We start from the raw sequence: 15,275 nt of genomic DNA, 5'->3' as shown, positions 1-15,275 counted from the left end.
TGACGGCTTCGTATTTGGGGAGGTTCTTGGTGAGTTTGAGGTCGCGGCGGATGTCGCCACGGTTGCGGCGGTGCCGTAGCGACAGGAGTTCGATGGTGTCGCCGGCGCCGAGTTCTTTGGCCAGGCCGCGCGACTCGATCTCGGCGGTGAGATACCAGTTGCAGGTGGTCAGCTCGGACAGCGCAGCGTCGACGGTGTCTGCAGCGATCAGCAGTTCGCTGTCACTGTACAGACACGGCGGTCGCAGCTGCGAGATCTCCATACCCGAAACGATAGACGACCCCACCGACAGTTTTCAAAGCCGAGAACCCCTTATTTACAAGGGATCGACGAACGGCAGGAACTGGCCAAGTTGTCCACAGGAAGGCCGAGACTGTGGATGAGTTGGTGGTGTTGAGCGGGGGCGAGGGGCTGGAGTGGATTGGGGTCGGCGGCGGGGGTCTGGGTGGGGGCTGACCTATAGTTGGGCAACTTTTGTGGGCGGCATTTGTGGGGGAATTGATGGGACGCGGGTTCATGTCGGCAGGTGCGGTTCTGCTTGCCGTCTTCTTGGTCGCTGGTTGCACCGATGACAAGGCTGCGCCGCCGCCGCAAGGTGGGTCGAGCGTTGTGGTGCCGACTGCGGCTCCCCCGGCTGCCAGCGTGAGGCTGGGGCCGACAGGTCCGGTGACGGCGGCCAAGTGTGTCGGCGTACGGATTCCGCTGGGGGCTGAGCCGCAGAAGGTGATCGATGCCAATCCCGGGGCCAAGACGTTCTGCTTCGCCAAGGGGCTGCATCGGATCAGCCAGGCGATCCGGCCGGAGGCGGGCTCGACGTTGGCGAGTAGCGAAGGGGCGGTACTGACCGGGTCGGTGCTGCTCAGCGGGTGGCGGGCTGAGGGTGGCCGGTGGGTGGTACGCGGGGTGTTGCCGGCGGCGTACAAGTTGAAGGGGAAGTGCGAGGACGACAAGACGAACCCTTGTCAGCGTGGTGAGCAGCTGTTCGTCGACGGGGTGCAGCTCACTCGGGTGATGAGTCTCGGGGAGCTGAAGCCGGGGAGTTTCTACGGCGACTACCGGGCGAACGCTGTCTATGTCGGCGACGATCCGGGCGGGAAGGCCGTCGAGATGTCGCGGACGCGGGCGGCGATCGTGGTGTCGGCGCAGGATGTGACGGTCAGTGGGTTGACGATCGAGCATTTCGCCAGCCTGCCGCAGGGTGGGGCGCTGGAGGTTGGCATCGGGTGGAAGGTGATCGCCAACGAGGTCCGGTGGAACCATGCGGTCGGGGTGATGGTGATCGAGGGCGATCGGGCGACGGTTAGCGGGAACACCGTTGCCGACAACGGGCAGCTGGGAATCGGGCAGTATCACTCGGCTGACGTGAAGTTGACCGGGAATCTGGTGACTCGCAACAACACCGACGGGTTCTGGATCGCCGACTGGGAGTCGGGTGGGATCAAGTCGACGCGGTCGTCGGGTGAGGTGTCGGGCAACGACATCGTGGCGAACCGCGGGATCGGGATCTGGAGCGACATCGCGGAGTACGACCGGAGGATCGTCGGGAACCGGATCAGGGACAACGCGGCCGATGGGATCCGGTATGAGATCAGTTATCAGGCGGTGATCGGGCAGAACGTTGTCGAGGGCAACGGGTTCGGGACCGGGCGGGGGTCGGGGCCGAGTCTGTGGGACGGCGGTGGGATCAACGTGAACACTTCGGCCGGGGTGACGGTGGCGGGGAATCTGATCAAGGACAACCGGAACGGGATCGCGATCCAGTCGCGGACGCGGGGCGACGGGCCGCGCGGGCAGTACGTGCTGAAGGACGTCGTGATCGAGGCGAACCAGGTTGTGATGGACGAGAAGTCGGCCAGTACGGGTGTGGTGGAGAACAAGGAGTCGCCGGTCGGGGACGGGGCGATCCGGTTCAGCCGGAACAGCTACCGGATCGGTGATCGGCAGGCTGAGCGGTTCGCGTATCGCGGGGAGACGATGACTTGGGAGCAGTGGCAGGCGGCTGGGTTCGACAAAGACAGCGTCACTAGTTGAGCGGTGGTTTCGGGGGGCTGGTTGCCGGCCCTTGGTTGTGGGCTGGGTTAGCTTCCATCCGCTCCGTTGGTTCTTCCGTGGCTGTTTGTCAGACGGCGGATGGAAGCAGATGGTGGTTGGGTTGAGCGGTCGCTAGACCACCGCTGCAGTTTGTTGAGCGGCTAGACGTACCGCTGTTTTTGGGGTTTGGGTGGGGGTGGGTGGGCTTTGGCTCGGATTCGGTCGGCGTCGCAGACTGCGGCGGCTACCAGGAGGTGGAGGGTCATCGAGCTGAGGTCTGAGAGGCCGCTCTCGTTGAGGGAGGCGACCGAGACGTAGCCGAGGAGTAGGGCTCCGCTGGCCTTCACGTAGGGGGTGGGGGCTCGGAGGACTGAGATCCAGGCGACGATGAAGGCGATTCCCACGATCACGACCGCCAGCAGGCCGGTTTCCCAGTAGAGGCTGAGCCAGCTGTTGTCGATGGCCATCACGTCGATGTCGCCCTCGCCCCGGCGGAGCAGGACGCGTTTGTTGCCCAGGCCGTGGCCGATGATCGCGGTCTGGAGCGAGACCTCCTCGTCCAGGACGTACTGCCAGCTCGTGGTGCGGCCGCTCAGGGAGCTGATCTGCTTGGTGCCCTGGCCACGCAGCAGCCACGTGTGCAGCGACGGGATCACCAGGAACGCCAGGCCCATCAGCGCCGGCACCGAGATCGACGCTATCCGGCTGAGCCACGTCTTCCGGGTCAGCAGCAGGGCGAGCACCAGACCGACGGCGACCGCCGCGGCCGCAGTACGGGTGCGGCTCGCTGCGACCAGGACGACGCCCAGCACGATGAAGGCACTCGCCGGCACGACAGAGAGTCTGCGTGAGCAGAAGGCGACGATCGCCAGGCCGAGCAGGATCGCACCGACCTCGCCGACCCGGGGCGGCAGCATCGGGATGAGCACACCCTGCAGCCGGTAGCCGCTGCCGAACGAGGTCAGCGGCCGCCACGCCACCGTCGGGCGCCAGATGACACTCAGTACCACCGTGAGCGCCAGCAGCAGGTGCGCGATCAGATGAGCGCGGATCAACCGCTCCGGCACCCGGATCAACGGCCGCCAGAGCATGAACAGCAGAAGCAGCCCGATCAGCAGCCGGGCCAGCCGCAGCAGCGGGCCGCCCGGCTCCGCGAGCAGGAAGGCCGTAGCAGTCGCGAAGAGCGCGTAGACGACGTACAAAGTGGTCGACGGGCTCGAGCGGGTCCGGAAACCGGGCTTCGTCGCCGCCAGGCAGACCAGGAAGATCGTGCCGAGCAGGACGCCCTTCATCAGGCTGTTGGTCGAGCCGGTCGACCCCTGCGGTGCGGCGGCACGCGAGGACCACGGCTGGACGCCGAGCACCAGCAGGCACCACATGCCCATCCAGAGCCAGCTCGACTTGCTGTCCGGCTCGTTGGTGGTCCCCGGCACCGGCGGTGCCGTCAGCGTCATCCGGCCTTCCCAGCCACAGGCCTCGTCACAGGCACCGTCAGCGCTGCGGCAGTGCGGCGGTATCGGCCGGAACGTAGTTGAGCGGAATACCCAGCGTCTCGTCGTGCTTCGAACAGCCGATCAGTACTACGCCCAGCACCGGCGCACCCGCGAACCGCAGCGCCGCCGTGAGCCGGGTGAGGTCGGTCTCCTTGTCCTGACCGACCTGTACCACCAGCACCGAAGCGTCGACGGCCGAAGCCAGCGGCGTGATCCCATGCCGGCCGGCCGACGCCGGGCCCTGGATGACGACCGAGTACCCCGGGGGCAGGTCGGCCACGATGCCCGGTACGAGCGACGGGGCGATAGCCCGCGCGCCCTCGTCGCTACTCAGGCCGGGCGGCAGGACGTACAGATCGGCCACCGTGCCAGGCCGGAACAGCTTGCGAGCCCGTACTGCGCGGGTCGCGGCCGGCTCGTTGACGAGATCGGTGAGACCTTCGTGGTCGGTCACGTGCGACAGCACCGGAGCGCCGCGCAGATCGGCGAGGACCAGCAGCGTCTCGCGGCCGTCGCGGGCGCTCGCCTCGGCCATCGCCAGCGCGATGCCGGCCGTGTTCCGCGTCGGGGAGGCGGAGACGACCAGCAGGGCGCCGGCGCTGCTGGCCCCGACACCCGTCGGGTTCAGCTCGCGCCGGGCGAGCGCGCCGCTCGCTTCTGTCCCGAGTGCCGTGATCTCCGAGGCCGGCAACGGCGGCGAGGCGCGCAACCAGAAGCGCAGGCGGAAGCCGAGCCGGTACTTCCGATGGCCGATCGAGTCCGTGATGACCGGTGCGCCGGCGGCGCGGGCCGCCTGGTCGCGGGTCAGGATGAAGGGGCTCAGGTGCGTGCTGATCAGCGCCAGACCGAAGCCGAGCACCAGGCCGAGGATCGCGCCGACGGTGATGTCGCGTCCCACCAGCGGAGACGACGACGCGGTGTCCACGGTCGCCGGAGTGACCAGCTGGCTGCTAGCGCCGACACCCGAGAGCGCCTTGTTCATCGCTGCTGCCTCGTCCGCAGCCTTGCGGGCCTCGCTGGCCAGACCGACGCGCTGGTCGCGATACGCGGACGCGGTCTGGCTGTCGCCGCGGGCCTGCGCCTCGTTGATCAAGGAGACCATGCTCTTCGACTGCGCGTTCGCGGTCTTGACCCGGTCGGTCGCCTGGCTGGCCAGCGTCACGAGCAGCGCCTTGGCCTCATTGGTGCGCTGGGCCAGGTAGATCTGCGCGATCGCGTTCGCCCGGCGGACCGCCTCATCGGCGGTCGGGCCGTCGATGGTGATCAGGTAGGCGTTGTCGGTGACCGCCTTGACCCGGGTCACGCCGGCCAGCGACTGGATCGAGTCGTCGGTGGTCGGCATCTGCAGGAACTTGGCGACCTCGCGCAGGATCGTCGGGCTCGCCATCACCCGGGCCTGCGTCTCGGCCGGCAGGTCGAGACCGAGCGGGCCGGTCTTGTCCGTACCGGTGGGCAGGTTGCCGACCAGGGCCGGCGGCACGGCGGGACCGATCACGACCTGGCTGGAGGCCGTCCAGCGGACGGTCTGCGACAACGAGAAGACGGTCGCACCCAGAGCGCCCAGCAGGATACAGCCGATGATCAGCCACTTGTGTCGCAGAAGTGATTGCGCGGTGTCCCGCCAGATCACAGTGCCCGGTTCCATCCGTTCCCCAATTCCTCACTCGGCGCTGCCCCGTCACGCCAGGTGACCGGGTCCTTGCCGGAGCCAAGGATATAGGCATCAGGTGGGCGGTGGCACCGACGTCAGGGTCACGGTCCGTGCATCACCACTGGCTGCAGTGGTAAGCGCCTCTCCTCGTCACCCAGAGTCACGAAAGCTGGCAACACGCCGACTGCAACCAGAAGGTGACTGGTCAAAGCTCACTTTCTGTGGCCTACTCTGATCTCGGGGGATTCTGGGGGAATCACGAAAACGGGAATCACTGGTAAGGCGCCGGGGTAGGCGCCTGTCCGAGGGGGGACACCGCAGGATGAAGAAGAGATGGCTTTTCGCGCGCCTTGGCGCCGTCGGGGCGCTGCTGGCGGGGGCCGGAGTGATGGTGCTGGCACCGCCGGCCCAGAGCATCGAGGCCTCGCTCTCGGCGCAGGACAGCCCGGTCTGGCAGACCAACGCGAGTGTGCAGGGAATCGCCGTTGCCGCCGGCAAGGCCTACGCAGGTGGGCGTTTCACCAGTGTGCGGCCGCCTGGCTCACCGCTCGGCAGCAACGAGGTCGGCCAGGCGTACCTGGCGGCCTTCGACTCGACCACCGGGAATCTGGTCGCGTCCTTCAACCCGGTCCTCGACGGCCAGGTGTACGCCGTGGCCGCGTCGCCCGACGGCTCGCGGATCTTCGTCGGTGGTGACTTCACCACCGTCAACGGCCAGACCCGTAACCGGATCGCCGCCTTCGACACCGCGACCGGCGCGCTGGTCGCGAACTGGAAGCCCTCGGTCTCGTTCCGGGTCAAGTCGATCGCCGTCTCCGGCAGCACCGTGTACTTCGGTGGCTCGTTCGGGCTCGTCAACGGCGTCGACCGGCTCCGGCTCGCCGCCGTCACCACCGACCTCGGCACCTTGTTGCCTTGGGCCCCTGCCGCCAACGGCGACGTGTACGCCGTGGACGTGGCCGACAACGGCTCCAAGGCCTACGCCGGTGGCCAGTTCAGCACCGTCAACGGCACCAACCAGAACACCGTCACCAGCCTCGACCCGGTGACCGGCGCGGTACTGCCGTTCGCGGGCTCCTCGGCGGTACCGCCGCCGAACGGCTCGTGCACCACCCGGGTCAAGACGATCGACGCCAGCGGCGACACCGTGTACTTCGGTAACGGTGGCGACGGCGGCGGCTGCTTCGACGGCACCTGGGCGGTCGACATCGCGACCAACACGCTGAAGTGGAAGAGCCAGTGCCTGGGCGCCACCGAGGCCGTCAAGATGGTGAACGGCTGGCTGTACAAGGGTTCGCACGCGCACGACTGCGCCAACCAGGGCGCCGGCGGCTTCCCGCAGGGCTTCGGCTACCGCTTCCTGCTCACCCAGAACCCGGTCGACGGCAAGCTCGGCCCGTGGTTCCCGAACACCAACGCCGGTCCGCCCACCGAGGTCGGCCCGCTGGCGTTCGCGACCGGCGGCTCGGACCTGTGGGTCGGCGGCGACTTCCTGCTGACCAACGGAGTCGGACAGCAGGGCCTGACCCGCTTCACCAACGCGACCCCGGGTGCCGCTCCGGCCAAGCCGGCCAAGCTGCTCCCATACTCCGTCAAGCCGGGCGTCGTCCAGATCCACTTCCCGACGGTCCTGGACAACGACGACAGCACGCTCACGTACCGGCTGCTGAAGGGCTTCACCAACACCACCATCGCGACCTGGACCGCCAAGTCGACTCCGTGGGACCGGCCGTGGCTGCACTTCACGGACACGAACGTGACTCCCGGCGAGGTGACCAACTATCGCGTCGAGGTGACCGACGGCAGTACGACGATCCGGGGCAACTACTCCGATCCGCTCTCGGTGGCGGGCACCGCGAGCACGGCGTACGACCAGATCATCAACTCCGACGGGCCGCAGGCGTACTGGCGGCTCGGTGAGCCGGCTGGCACGACCACCTCGGTGGACTCGTCCGGCCAGAGCAACAACGGTACGTACACCGGCTTCACCCTCGGTACCGCAGGCAAGGTCAGCGGGAACACGGCAGCCACGATCGGCTCGAGCGGCCGGATGCCGGGCGAGAAGGCCTACAGCATGCCGCAGCAGTTCACCGTGGAGGCCTGGTTCAAGCAGGGCTCCTTCAAGGGCGGCCGGATCGTCGGCTTCGGCAACTCGAAGACCGGCAACAGCAGCGCGAACGACCGGATGCTCTACCTGCGGTCCAACGGCCAGGTCACCTTCGGCATCAACGACGGCAGCCAGAAGACCATCAACAGCTCGTCGAACAAGAACAACAGCGCCTGGCACCACGCGGTCGGTACTTACGACAACGGGGTCATGAAGCTGTACGTCGACGGCGTCCTGTCGGGTAGCCAGACGATCGGTCAGGCCTCCCTGTACTACGGCTGGTGGCGAGTCGGCTTCGACAACACCAACAGCTGGTCCGGTGGCGGCGCGACCCAGACGGGGATGGTCATCGATGAGGCTGCGGTGTACCCGTACGCCCTCACCGCGGACCAGGTGACAGCTCACTACAACGCCGGCTGAGCAGAGCCGGCGGTCCGCCGCACGCTGAGCGGACAGCTGAGGGGTCATAGCACAAACTCATAACGCCGGTGGGAGCCTGCCTTCCAGTTGGTCTCTCACCGGCGCTAGGTTTTGGACGCTAACGGACTTTCCCCCCGCCCAGTCCTAAGGAAGTTGATGAAAAAGCTAGTTCTCGCAGTAGTCACGGCCGCCGCCGTGCTCGCCGCGGCGCTGATCCCCTCCGGGGCACCGGTGGAAGCAGCCAGTCCCGGGTTCGGCTCGGCCGTGTCCGCGATCAAGCAGACGTCGTGGCAGACGAACTCCAGCGTGAACGCGCTCGCAGTCTCCGGCAACACCGTGTACGCCGGGGGCCTGTTCACCAGGATCCGGCAGCCCGGCAAGCCGGCCGGGCAGGGTGAGGCCGCCCGGACCTACATTGCAGCGTTCAACCGCACCACCGGCGCGCCGCTCGCGTTCGCGCCGAAGCTCAACGGCGCCGTCTACGCGATCGCGACCAGCCCGGACGGCAAGTGGGTCGTGATCGGCGGCGACTTCACCACCGTGGACGGCCTCAAGCGCAACCACATCGCGATGTTCAGCGTCACCACCGGCAAGCTGGTCCAGGCCTGGCACCCATCGGTGGCCACTCGGGTCAAAGCGATCGCCATCTCCGGCGGCGCCGTCTTCTTCGGTGGCTCCTTCGGCCTGGTCGACCTGCAAACCCGCAACTATCTGGCCGCGGTCCGGCTGCTTCAGGGCGACCTGCTGCCCTGGAACCCGAACGCGGACGACGAGGTCTACGCGATCGATGTGGCCGACAACGGCAGCCGGGTGTTCGTCGGCGGTCCGTTCGAGAAGATCGGCGGCGCGGACCACTACTCGCTCGCGATGATCAACATCAGCAGCGGCGCCGCCTACTCGATGCCCGCGGCGGCGGCCATCCCGAAGCCGAAGCCCGGCTGCACCACCCGGGTCAAGGACATCGACACGCTCGGTACCAAGGTCTTCGTCGCCAACGGCGGCGACGGGGCCGGCTGCTACGACGGCGTACTGGCCGCTGACGTCGCCACCGGCAAGCTGCTGTGGCAGAACACCTGCCTGGGCGCGACCGAGGCGATCAAGGCGATCGGCGACTGGGTCTACAAGGGCTCGCACGCGCACAACTGCAGCTCCAGTGGCGCCTTCCCGGACGGGACCGGTACGCACTACCTGCTGGTGGAGAGCGGGATCGACGGCAAGATCGGGCCGTGGTTCCCGAACACCGACGCCAACCCGAACAGCACCACCCAGGTCGGCCCGCTGGCGTTCGCGTCCGGTGGCAACGACCTGTGGGTCGGCGGCGACTTCCTGAACGTCAACGGCAAGGTCCAGCAGGGCCTCACCCGGTTCACCAACGTCGCCGGGGGCGCGTTCCCGGCGGCCCCGAAGGTACCGGCCGTCTCGCGGGCGGTGACCAACCAGATCTCTGTCTACTTCAAGGACAGCTACGACCTGGACGACCTGTCTTTGACCTACAACGTGTTCCGCGGTGCGACGAACATCAGCTCGCAGAAGTTCACCACGTACTACTGGCAGACGCGCAAGCAGATCATCGTGGTCGACAAGGGCGTCAAGAAGGGCCAGACGGTCAGCTATCACATCGAGATCCACGACGGGCGCAACATCATGAAGGGCCCGGCGGTCACGGTGAAGGTCCCATAACGGGGGCTGTCTGACCTCCTCGCCGCACCACGTGGCGCGGAGGACATCCTTGAGGGGGGATGTTGTGAAGAAGTTGGGGGTATTCGCGCTGGGCGGTCTGCTGGTGGCAGCTTTGCTGTCACCAGCACCCGCGCAGGGCATCGGAGCTTCGCTGTCGGCTCTTCCGAGCCCGGCGTGGCAGACCAACGCCAGCGTGCAAGGACTCGCGGTGGCGAACGGCAAGGCGTACGTCGGGGGACGTTTCACCACGGTCCGGCCACCGGGGGCGGCAGCCGGCACCAGCGAGACGGCGCGGACCTATCTGGCCGCGTTCAACCAGAGCACCGGGGCATTGGACACCGGGTTCAACCACACCCTGAACGGAATGGTCTGGGCCGTCGCGGTCTCGGCCGACGGCTCCCGGGTCTTCGTCGGTGGCGACTTCACCAACGTCGACGGCCAGACCCGCAACCGGGCCGCCGCGTTCGACACCGCCACCGGCGCCCTCGTCTCCAATTGGAAGCCGTCGGTCTCGTACCGGGTCAAGGCGCTCGCCGTCTCCGGCAGCACGGTCTACCTGGGTGGCTCGTTCGGGCTGGTCAACAACGTCGCCCGGCCGCGCCTGGCGGCGGTCACCACGAGCACGGCCGCACTGCTCCCCTGGGCTCCCCAGGCGGACAACGACGTCTACGCGATCGACGCCGCCGACGACGGCACCAAGGTGTACGTCGGCGGCACGTTCGCGGCGATCAACGGTACGCCGCAGTGGGCGGTGGCCAGCCTGGACCCGACGGACGGGTCACTGCAGGCGTTCCCGGCGGCCAGCGCCGTACCGGCGCCGAACCCGGGCTGCACCTCGCGGGTCAAGGACATCGAAACCAGCGGCGACCGGGTGTACTTCGCCAACGCCGGTGACGGCGGCGGCTGCTTCGACGGCACCTGGGCGGCAGATGTTGCCTCTGGCAACTTGATCTGGAAGAACAACTGCCTCGGCGCGACCGAGACGGTGACCGTCGTGAACGGCTGGCTCTACAAGGGGTCGCACGCCCACGACTGCAGCTACCAGGGCGGCAACGGCTTCCCGCAGGGTGCTGGCCGGTTCCTGCTGACCCAGAACCTCGACACCGGCGAGCTCGGTCCGTGGTTCCCGAACACCAACACCGGCTCCCCCACCGCCGTGGGGCCGCTGGCGTCCGCGACGGGCGGCTCTGACCTCTGGGTCGGCGGCGACTTCACCACGGTGAACGGCGCCGGGCAGCAGGGTCTCGCCCGGTTCACGAACACGGGACCGGGTGCGGCTCCGACCAAGCCCGCCAAGGTGATTCCGGTCAGCTACAAGGCTGGCCAGGTCAAGGTGAACTTCCAGACCGTCGTCGACAACGACGACATCACGCTGACCTACCGGGTACTCCGCAGCTTCAGCAACACCGTCGTTGCGACGTACACGGCGGACTCGAGGTTCTGGAACCGGCCCTGGCTGTCCTTCACCGACACCGGGCTGACCCCGGGCTCCTCGCAGGTCTACCGGATCGAGGTGACCGACGGGAACAGCACCTTGCGCGGTGACTACTCGGTAGCGGTAACAGTGGCCAGTGTGGACGCCCCGTACGACCAGCAGGTGATGGCGGACGGCCCGACGGCGTACTGGCGGCTCGGGGAGGCCAATGGGACGGCCAACGCGACCGACTCGTCCGGCCAGGGCAACACCGGCCCGTACTCCGGCATCACGCTGGGCACGCCCGGCGTACTGACCAGTGGTGGCAACACCGCCGGCGACTTCGATGGTTCGGGCCGGATGATCGGGCAGACCGTCGTCAGCCAGCCGCAGAACTTCAGCGTCGAGGCCTGGTACAAGACCAGCTCGAACGGCGGCGGCAAGCTCGTCGGCTTCGGCAACAGTTCGAACGGGACGAGCAGCCAGTACGACCGGCACATCTACCTGCAGAACGACGGAGCCGTCGTCTTCGGCATCTACGACGGCTCGACCCGGACGATCAGCTCGGCACCGGGCACCAACGACGGCCAGTGGCACCACGTCGTGGGCACGTTCTCGCCGGGCTCGCAGAAGTTCTACCTGGACGGTGTCCTGCTGGGCACCCAGAACACCGCCGCCGCCGAGAGCTACACGGGCTACTGGCGGATCGGCGCCGACAACCTGGGCGGCTGGCCGAACGGCCCGTCCAGCGCCGGTATCAACGGCACGGTCGACGAGGTGGCCGTCTACCCGGTCGCACTCGGGGCCGACCAGGTCGTAACGCATTACGAAGCGCGGTAGATAAGGGGGGTGGGGCCTGCCTCTTGAGGCAGACCCCACCGCTCGAGCCAACCGGTAAGGGGTTACCGGACGTACAAGTAGTGCCGGAGGGGTCCGGCGTTACCAGGGGGGAATCACATGCGTTTACGAAGGATGACTGCCGCGCTCGGCGCGGCCGGTCTTGCGCTGGCCATCGTGCCCGCGCTGCCGGCGCCCGGTACAGGGGCTTCACTGACCGCCGTGGCGGGCTCCGCCTGGCAGACCGACGCCAGTGTGCTCGGTCTCGCGGTGGCGAAGGGCAAGGCGTTCGTCGGCGGCCGGTTCACCCGGGTCCGCCCACCAGGCGCCGCGCCCGGCACCAGCCAGACCGTCCGGACGTACCTGGCGGCGTTCAACCAGACCACCGGCGCGCTCGACACCGGCTTCAACCACGACGTGAACAACCTCGTCTGGTCGATCGTCGCCTCGCCCGACGGCTCCAAGATCTACATCGGCGGCGACTTCACCCGCGTCGACGGCCAGGTCCGCAACCGGATCGCCGCCTTCGACGCGACCACCGGAGCCCTGCTGCCGAACATCAAGCCGAACGTCTCCTACCGGGTCAAGACGCTCGCCGTCGGCGGAACCAGCCTGTACTTCGGCGGCTCGTTCGGCCTGGTCAACAACGTCGCCCGCAACCGGGCCGCGGCGATCAGCACGGTCGACGGCACCCTGCTGCCGTGGAACCCGAACGCCGACGCGGATGTCTACGCGATCGACGCGGCTGACGACAACTCCAAGGTCTACCTCGGCGGCACCTTCGCCAAGGTCGGCGGCGTGGCCCATTGGGCCGTGGCGAGCGTGAACAACTCGACCGGTGCGCTGCTGCCATTCGCGGCGTCGTCCGCCGTACCGGTGCCGAAGCCGGGCTGCACGACCCGGGTCAAGGACATCGAGACCAGCGGCGGCGTCGTGTACTTCTCCAACGCCGGTGACGGCGGCGGCTGCTTCGACGGGACCTGGGCGGCGAACATCGCCACCGGCAACCTGGTCTGGAAGAACACCTGCCTCGGCGCCACCGAGACGATCACGATGGTCAACGGCTGGCTCTTCAAGGGCTCACACGCGCACAGCTGCCCGGGCGCTTTCCCGGACGGCAGCGGAGCTCACTTCCTGCTCCTGCAGAACCCGGCGACAGGCGCCCTCGGCCCCTGGTTCCCGAACACCAACGCAGGCCCGCCCACCGAGGTCGGCCCGCTCGTCTCGGCGACCGGCGGCTCGGACCTGTGGGTCGGCGGCGACTTCACCACGGTCAACGGTGCCGGCCAGCAGGGCCTGACGCGCTTCACCAACCTGGGTGCGGGTGCTGCGCCGCTAGGCCCGGTCCTGCCGACGCTGTCCAGTACTACGACCGGCCAGGTGAAGGCGACCGTGCAGACGTCGCTGGACAAGGACGACATCACCCTGACCTACCGGCTGCTGCGGAGTAACTCCAACACGGTCGTCGCCAGCACGACGGCGAACTCCACCTTCTGGAGCCGCCCGAACGTGACGCTGACCGACACCACGGCCCCGTCCGGGACCTCACAGCAGTACCGGATCGAGGTCTACGACGGCAACAACACAGTACGAGGCGGATTCGCCAGCATCACGGTGAAGTAACCGGTGGATTTGCTCTGTGGGCTGCGATGGCGCGATGGGCTTCGTGCCACCACAGCAGCAGAGTGCAGAAGGAGGCGACTGCGAGGCCCCAAGCAGCACCCTTGGGGCCCTCCAGGAAGGCTCCCCCGACGCCTGTGGTGATCAGGATGATCGAGGAGATCAGCCTGACCCGCAGGCCCCGGGTAGCGGCGGTCAGAGCACGCAGGATGGCGAAGGCGCCCGCATTGGACGCTCCTAGCGCCTGTAGCAGGATCACCGGCACCAGCACGGTCCTGGCCTGAGCCCACACGCCAGGGCCGAGCAGGTACTCCCCCACGGCCTCAGGCAGCAGCAGGAAGACAGCGCCCCAGGCCAGGGCACCAGCACCGACTCCTAGCGAGATCGCCAGGCCCACGAGCCACAGACGCCGGTACGAGTGCTTCAGAGCCCGTGCGGCCTCCGGCACCGCGATCATCCGGATCCCCTGGTTGAGCACGTTCACCGGGCCCAGCAGGACCTGCGCACCGCGGATACCCGCCGTCGCGACCAGTCCCGCGGCCACGGTGATCCCCAGCATGTAGACCTGGATCGTGCCGCTCACGGCCAGCATCTCCCCGACGTACTTCGGAGTGAGGTCGCGGTGGGTGAGCAGCCACTCCTTGATCAACTGGCGACGTGGCGCCACGCCTGCCTGGAACCGCCCGGCCACTGCGGCGATCACGGCCCCCAGACCCCAGCCCAGTGTCAGGGTGAAGGCAGTGGCCGAGTCAGTCAGGTAGAGCCCGCCGAAGATCGCCCCCATCCCCAGCAGCCAGATGAGGTCGTTCAAGAACGCCTTCTGCCCCTCGCCCACGACGAAGAAGGCCCAGCGCCAGGCATCCTGCAGCAGCAGCCCGGGCAACGTGAGCGCGAACGCCAGCAGGACGCCCTTGGAGGGCACTCCAGGGAACAGGGCGATCGCCAGGCCGACGACCATGCCCATGAGGCCGGCGAACAGCGCTGTCGCCGTACTGGCCCGGACTGCTCGCTCCCAGGCTGGGCTCCGGTCGCCGGAGTGCCTGACGGACAGCGGCTCGGTGGCCACCGCCCGGGAGACGTTCAGGGCGATCGTGTAGCCACCGAAGGCGAGCGCGTAGATACCGAAGTCGGCCACGGTGCCGCTGCGGGCAACAAGAACGCCGACAGCCAGGTTGCTCAGGCTCGACAGCGCCTGATCGGCAAGCCCCCAGCTCGCCCGGCCGGCCGGACCGGCCAGTCGTGACAGCTTCAAGAAGAGACCGGTTTCGGAGGCTGACGAAGGATGCCGATCCCAAAACGAGGGATCCCCAGGACGTAGCGACGCCAGAGCCGGCGCGGCTCCTTGTACAGCCGGTAGCTCCACTCGAGGCCGGCCCGCTGCATCCAGTGCGGCGCCCGGTCGAGGCGGCCGGTATGAAAGTCGAACGCCGCTCCGACGCCGATCAGGATCGCAGCATCCAGCCGGTCGCGGTGCTCGGCCATCCAGCGCTCCTGCTTCGGCGCGCCGAGCCCGACCCAGATGATGTCCGGGCCGGCCTCGTTCAGCCGGTCGACGATCTCTTGGTCCTCTTCCGCGGTGAGCGCCCGGTACGGCGGCGAGTAGACCCCCGCCACCTTCAGCCCCGGATGCCTTGCGGTGAACGTGTCCCGCAGCTGCTCGGCGACACCGTCGGCACCACCGTAGAAGTACTGCGACCAGCCGCGGTGCTCGGCCTCCGCCATCACGCGCTCGATCAGGTCGGGCCCGCAGACCCGGGCCATCCGGTCGAACCCGGCCTTCTTACCCGCCCAGACGAGCGGCATACCGTCGGGCAGTGTCATCCCGGACGTGTTGTAGACCTTCGTGAGCTGGTCGTCCGCGCGGGCGTGCAGCAGCGCGTTCATGTCCGAGACGCAGACCAGGTGCCGCTCGCCATCATCAATCCAGCGAGCGAACGTGCCGACCGTGTGCTCCATGTCGGTGACGCTGACATGGATGCCCAGTACGTCGACGCGGTCCTGTGTCGTCTCAGCGGTCATCGG

The 15,275-nt window shown here is 67.9% G+C and carries 10 protein-coding genes; 5 read left to right on the top strand and 5 right to left on the bottom strand.

Features of this window, described 5'->3' with window-relative positions; all coding sequences use genetic code 11:
* On the bottom strand, nt 1–262 hold a 262-nt coding region (locus G3I17_RS18670; protein WP_203590403.1), incomplete at its 3' end, for a hypothetical protein.
* A gap of 380 nt (nt 263–642) precedes the next feature.
* Here G3I17_RS18670 and G3I17_RS18665 point away from each other — a divergent pair.
* The gene (locus G3I17_RS18665; protein WP_203590400.1) at nt 643–2,031 is read left to right on the top strand and encodes a right-handed parallel beta-helix repeat-containing protein; all 1,389 of its coding nucleotides are present in this window, start codon (nt 643–645) and stop codon (nt 2,029–2,031) included.
* Nucleotides 2,032–2,192: 161 nt separating this feature from the next.
* Here the strand turns inward: G3I17_RS18665 and G3I17_RS18660 are convergent, their stop codons facing one another.
* Both G3I17_RS18660 and G3I17_RS18655 read right to left on the bottom strand, forming a co-directional pair.
* Nucleotides 2,193–3,485 (bottom strand): O-antigen ligase family protein, encoded by a 1,293-nt coding sequence (locus tag G3I17_RS18660; RefSeq protein ID WP_164597904.1) that lies wholly within the window; start codon nt 3,483–3,485, stop codon nt 2,193–2,195.
* A gap of 37 nt (nt 3,486–3,522) precedes the next feature.
* Nucleotides 3,523–5,169 (bottom strand): Wzz/FepE/Etk N-terminal domain-containing protein, encoded by a 1,647-nt coding sequence (locus tag G3I17_RS18655; RefSeq protein ID WP_164597902.1) that lies wholly within the window; start codon nt 5,167–5,169, stop codon nt 3,523–3,525.
* Nucleotides 5,170–5,497: 328 nt separating this feature from the next.
* On the opposite strand from G3I17_RS18655, the gene G3I17_RS18650 reads away from it, so the two are divergent.
* The 4 genes from G3I17_RS18650 to G3I17_RS18635 all read left to right on the top strand — a co-directional run bounded on the left by G3I17_RS18650 (nt 5,498) and on the right by G3I17_RS18635 (nt 13,256).
* Nucleotides 5,498–7,702 carry a LamG-like jellyroll fold domain-containing protein gene (locus G3I17_RS18650; protein ID WP_164597900.1) on the top strand — a complete coding sequence of 735 codons (2,205 nt, stop codon included), beginning with the start codon at nt 5,498–5,500 and terminating at the stop codon, nt 7,700–7,702.
* Nucleotides 7,703–7,858: 156 nt separating this feature from the next.
* Nucleotides 7,859–9,382: a fibronectin type III domain-containing protein gene (locus G3I17_RS18645; RefSeq protein ID WP_164597898.1), complete on the top strand. Its 1,524-nt coding sequence runs from the start codon at nt 7,859–7,861 to the stop codon at nt 9,380–9,382.
* Between the two features lie 64 nt (nt 9,383–9,446).
* Nucleotides 9,447–11,636 carry a LamG-like jellyroll fold domain-containing protein gene (locus G3I17_RS18640; RefSeq protein ID WP_164597896.1) on the top strand — a complete coding sequence of 730 codons (2,190 nt, stop codon included), beginning with the start codon at nt 9,447–9,449 and terminating at the stop codon, nt 11,634–11,636.
* A gap of 117 nt (nt 11,637–11,753) precedes the next feature.
* Nucleotides 11,754–13,256 carry a hypothetical protein gene (locus G3I17_RS18635; protein WP_203590399.1) on the top strand — a complete coding sequence of 501 codons (1,503 nt, stop codon included), beginning with the start codon at nt 11,754–11,756 and terminating at the stop codon, nt 13,254–13,256.
* On the opposite strand, the gene G3I17_RS18630 is transcribed toward G3I17_RS18635, so the two are convergent.
* Both G3I17_RS18630 and G3I17_RS18625 read right to left on the bottom strand, forming a co-directional pair.
* Nucleotides 13,243–14,505 carry a hypothetical protein gene (locus G3I17_RS18630; protein WP_203590398.1) on the bottom strand — a complete coding sequence of 421 codons (1,263 nt, stop codon included), beginning with the start codon at nt 14,503–14,505 and terminating at the stop codon, nt 13,243–13,245. The two genes, G3I17_RS18635 and G3I17_RS18630, sit on opposite strands and share 14 nt — an antisense overlap.
* Nucleotides 14,502–15,272, bottom strand: a complete 771-nt coding sequence (locus G3I17_RS18625) for a WecB/TagA/CpsF family glycosyltransferase (RefSeq protein ID WP_164597894.1) — start codon at nt 15,270–15,272, stop codon at nt 14,502–14,504. Before G3I17_RS18625 ends, G3I17_RS18630 begins: the two co-directional genes overlap by 4 nt.
* Between the last annotated feature and the right edge of the window lie 3 nt (nt 15,273–15,275).

It is taken from the genome of Streptomyces sp. SID13031, from assembly GCF_010548305.1.
Classification (GTDB): Bacteria; Actinomycetota; Actinomycetes; order Propionibacteriales; family Kribbellaceae; genus Kribbella.
Note: the sequence above shows the minus strand (reverse complement) of the source record. Positions and strands in the feature narration are given on the sequence as shown.

What these genes read in the sequence shown, in the direction of transcription:
- G3I17_RS18660 (WP_164597904.1), bottom strand. Translation starts at nt 3,485, where the DNA reads ATGACGCTGACGGCACCGCCGGTGCCGGGGACCACCAACGAGCCGGAC.
- G3I17_RS18655 (WP_164597902.1), bottom strand. Translation starts at nt 5,169, where the DNA reads ATGGAACCGGGCACTGTGATCTGGCGGGACACCGCGCAATCACTTCTG.
- G3I17_RS18650 (WP_164597900.1), top strand. Translation starts at nt 5,498, where the DNA reads ATGAAGAAGAGATGGCTTTTCGCGCGCCTTGGCGCCGTCGGGGCGCTG.
- G3I17_RS18645 (WP_164597898.1), top strand. Translation starts at nt 7,859, where the DNA reads ATGAAAAAGCTAGTTCTCGCAGTAGTCACGGCCGCCGCCGTGCTCGCC.
- G3I17_RS18635 (WP_203590399.1), top strand. Translation starts at nt 11,754, where the DNA reads ATGCGTTTACGAAGGATGACTGCCGCGCTCGGCGCGGCCGGTCTTGCG.
- G3I17_RS18625 (WP_164597894.1), bottom strand. Translation starts at nt 15,272, where the DNA reads ATGACCGCTGAGACGACACAGGACCGCGTCGACGTACTGGGCATCCAT.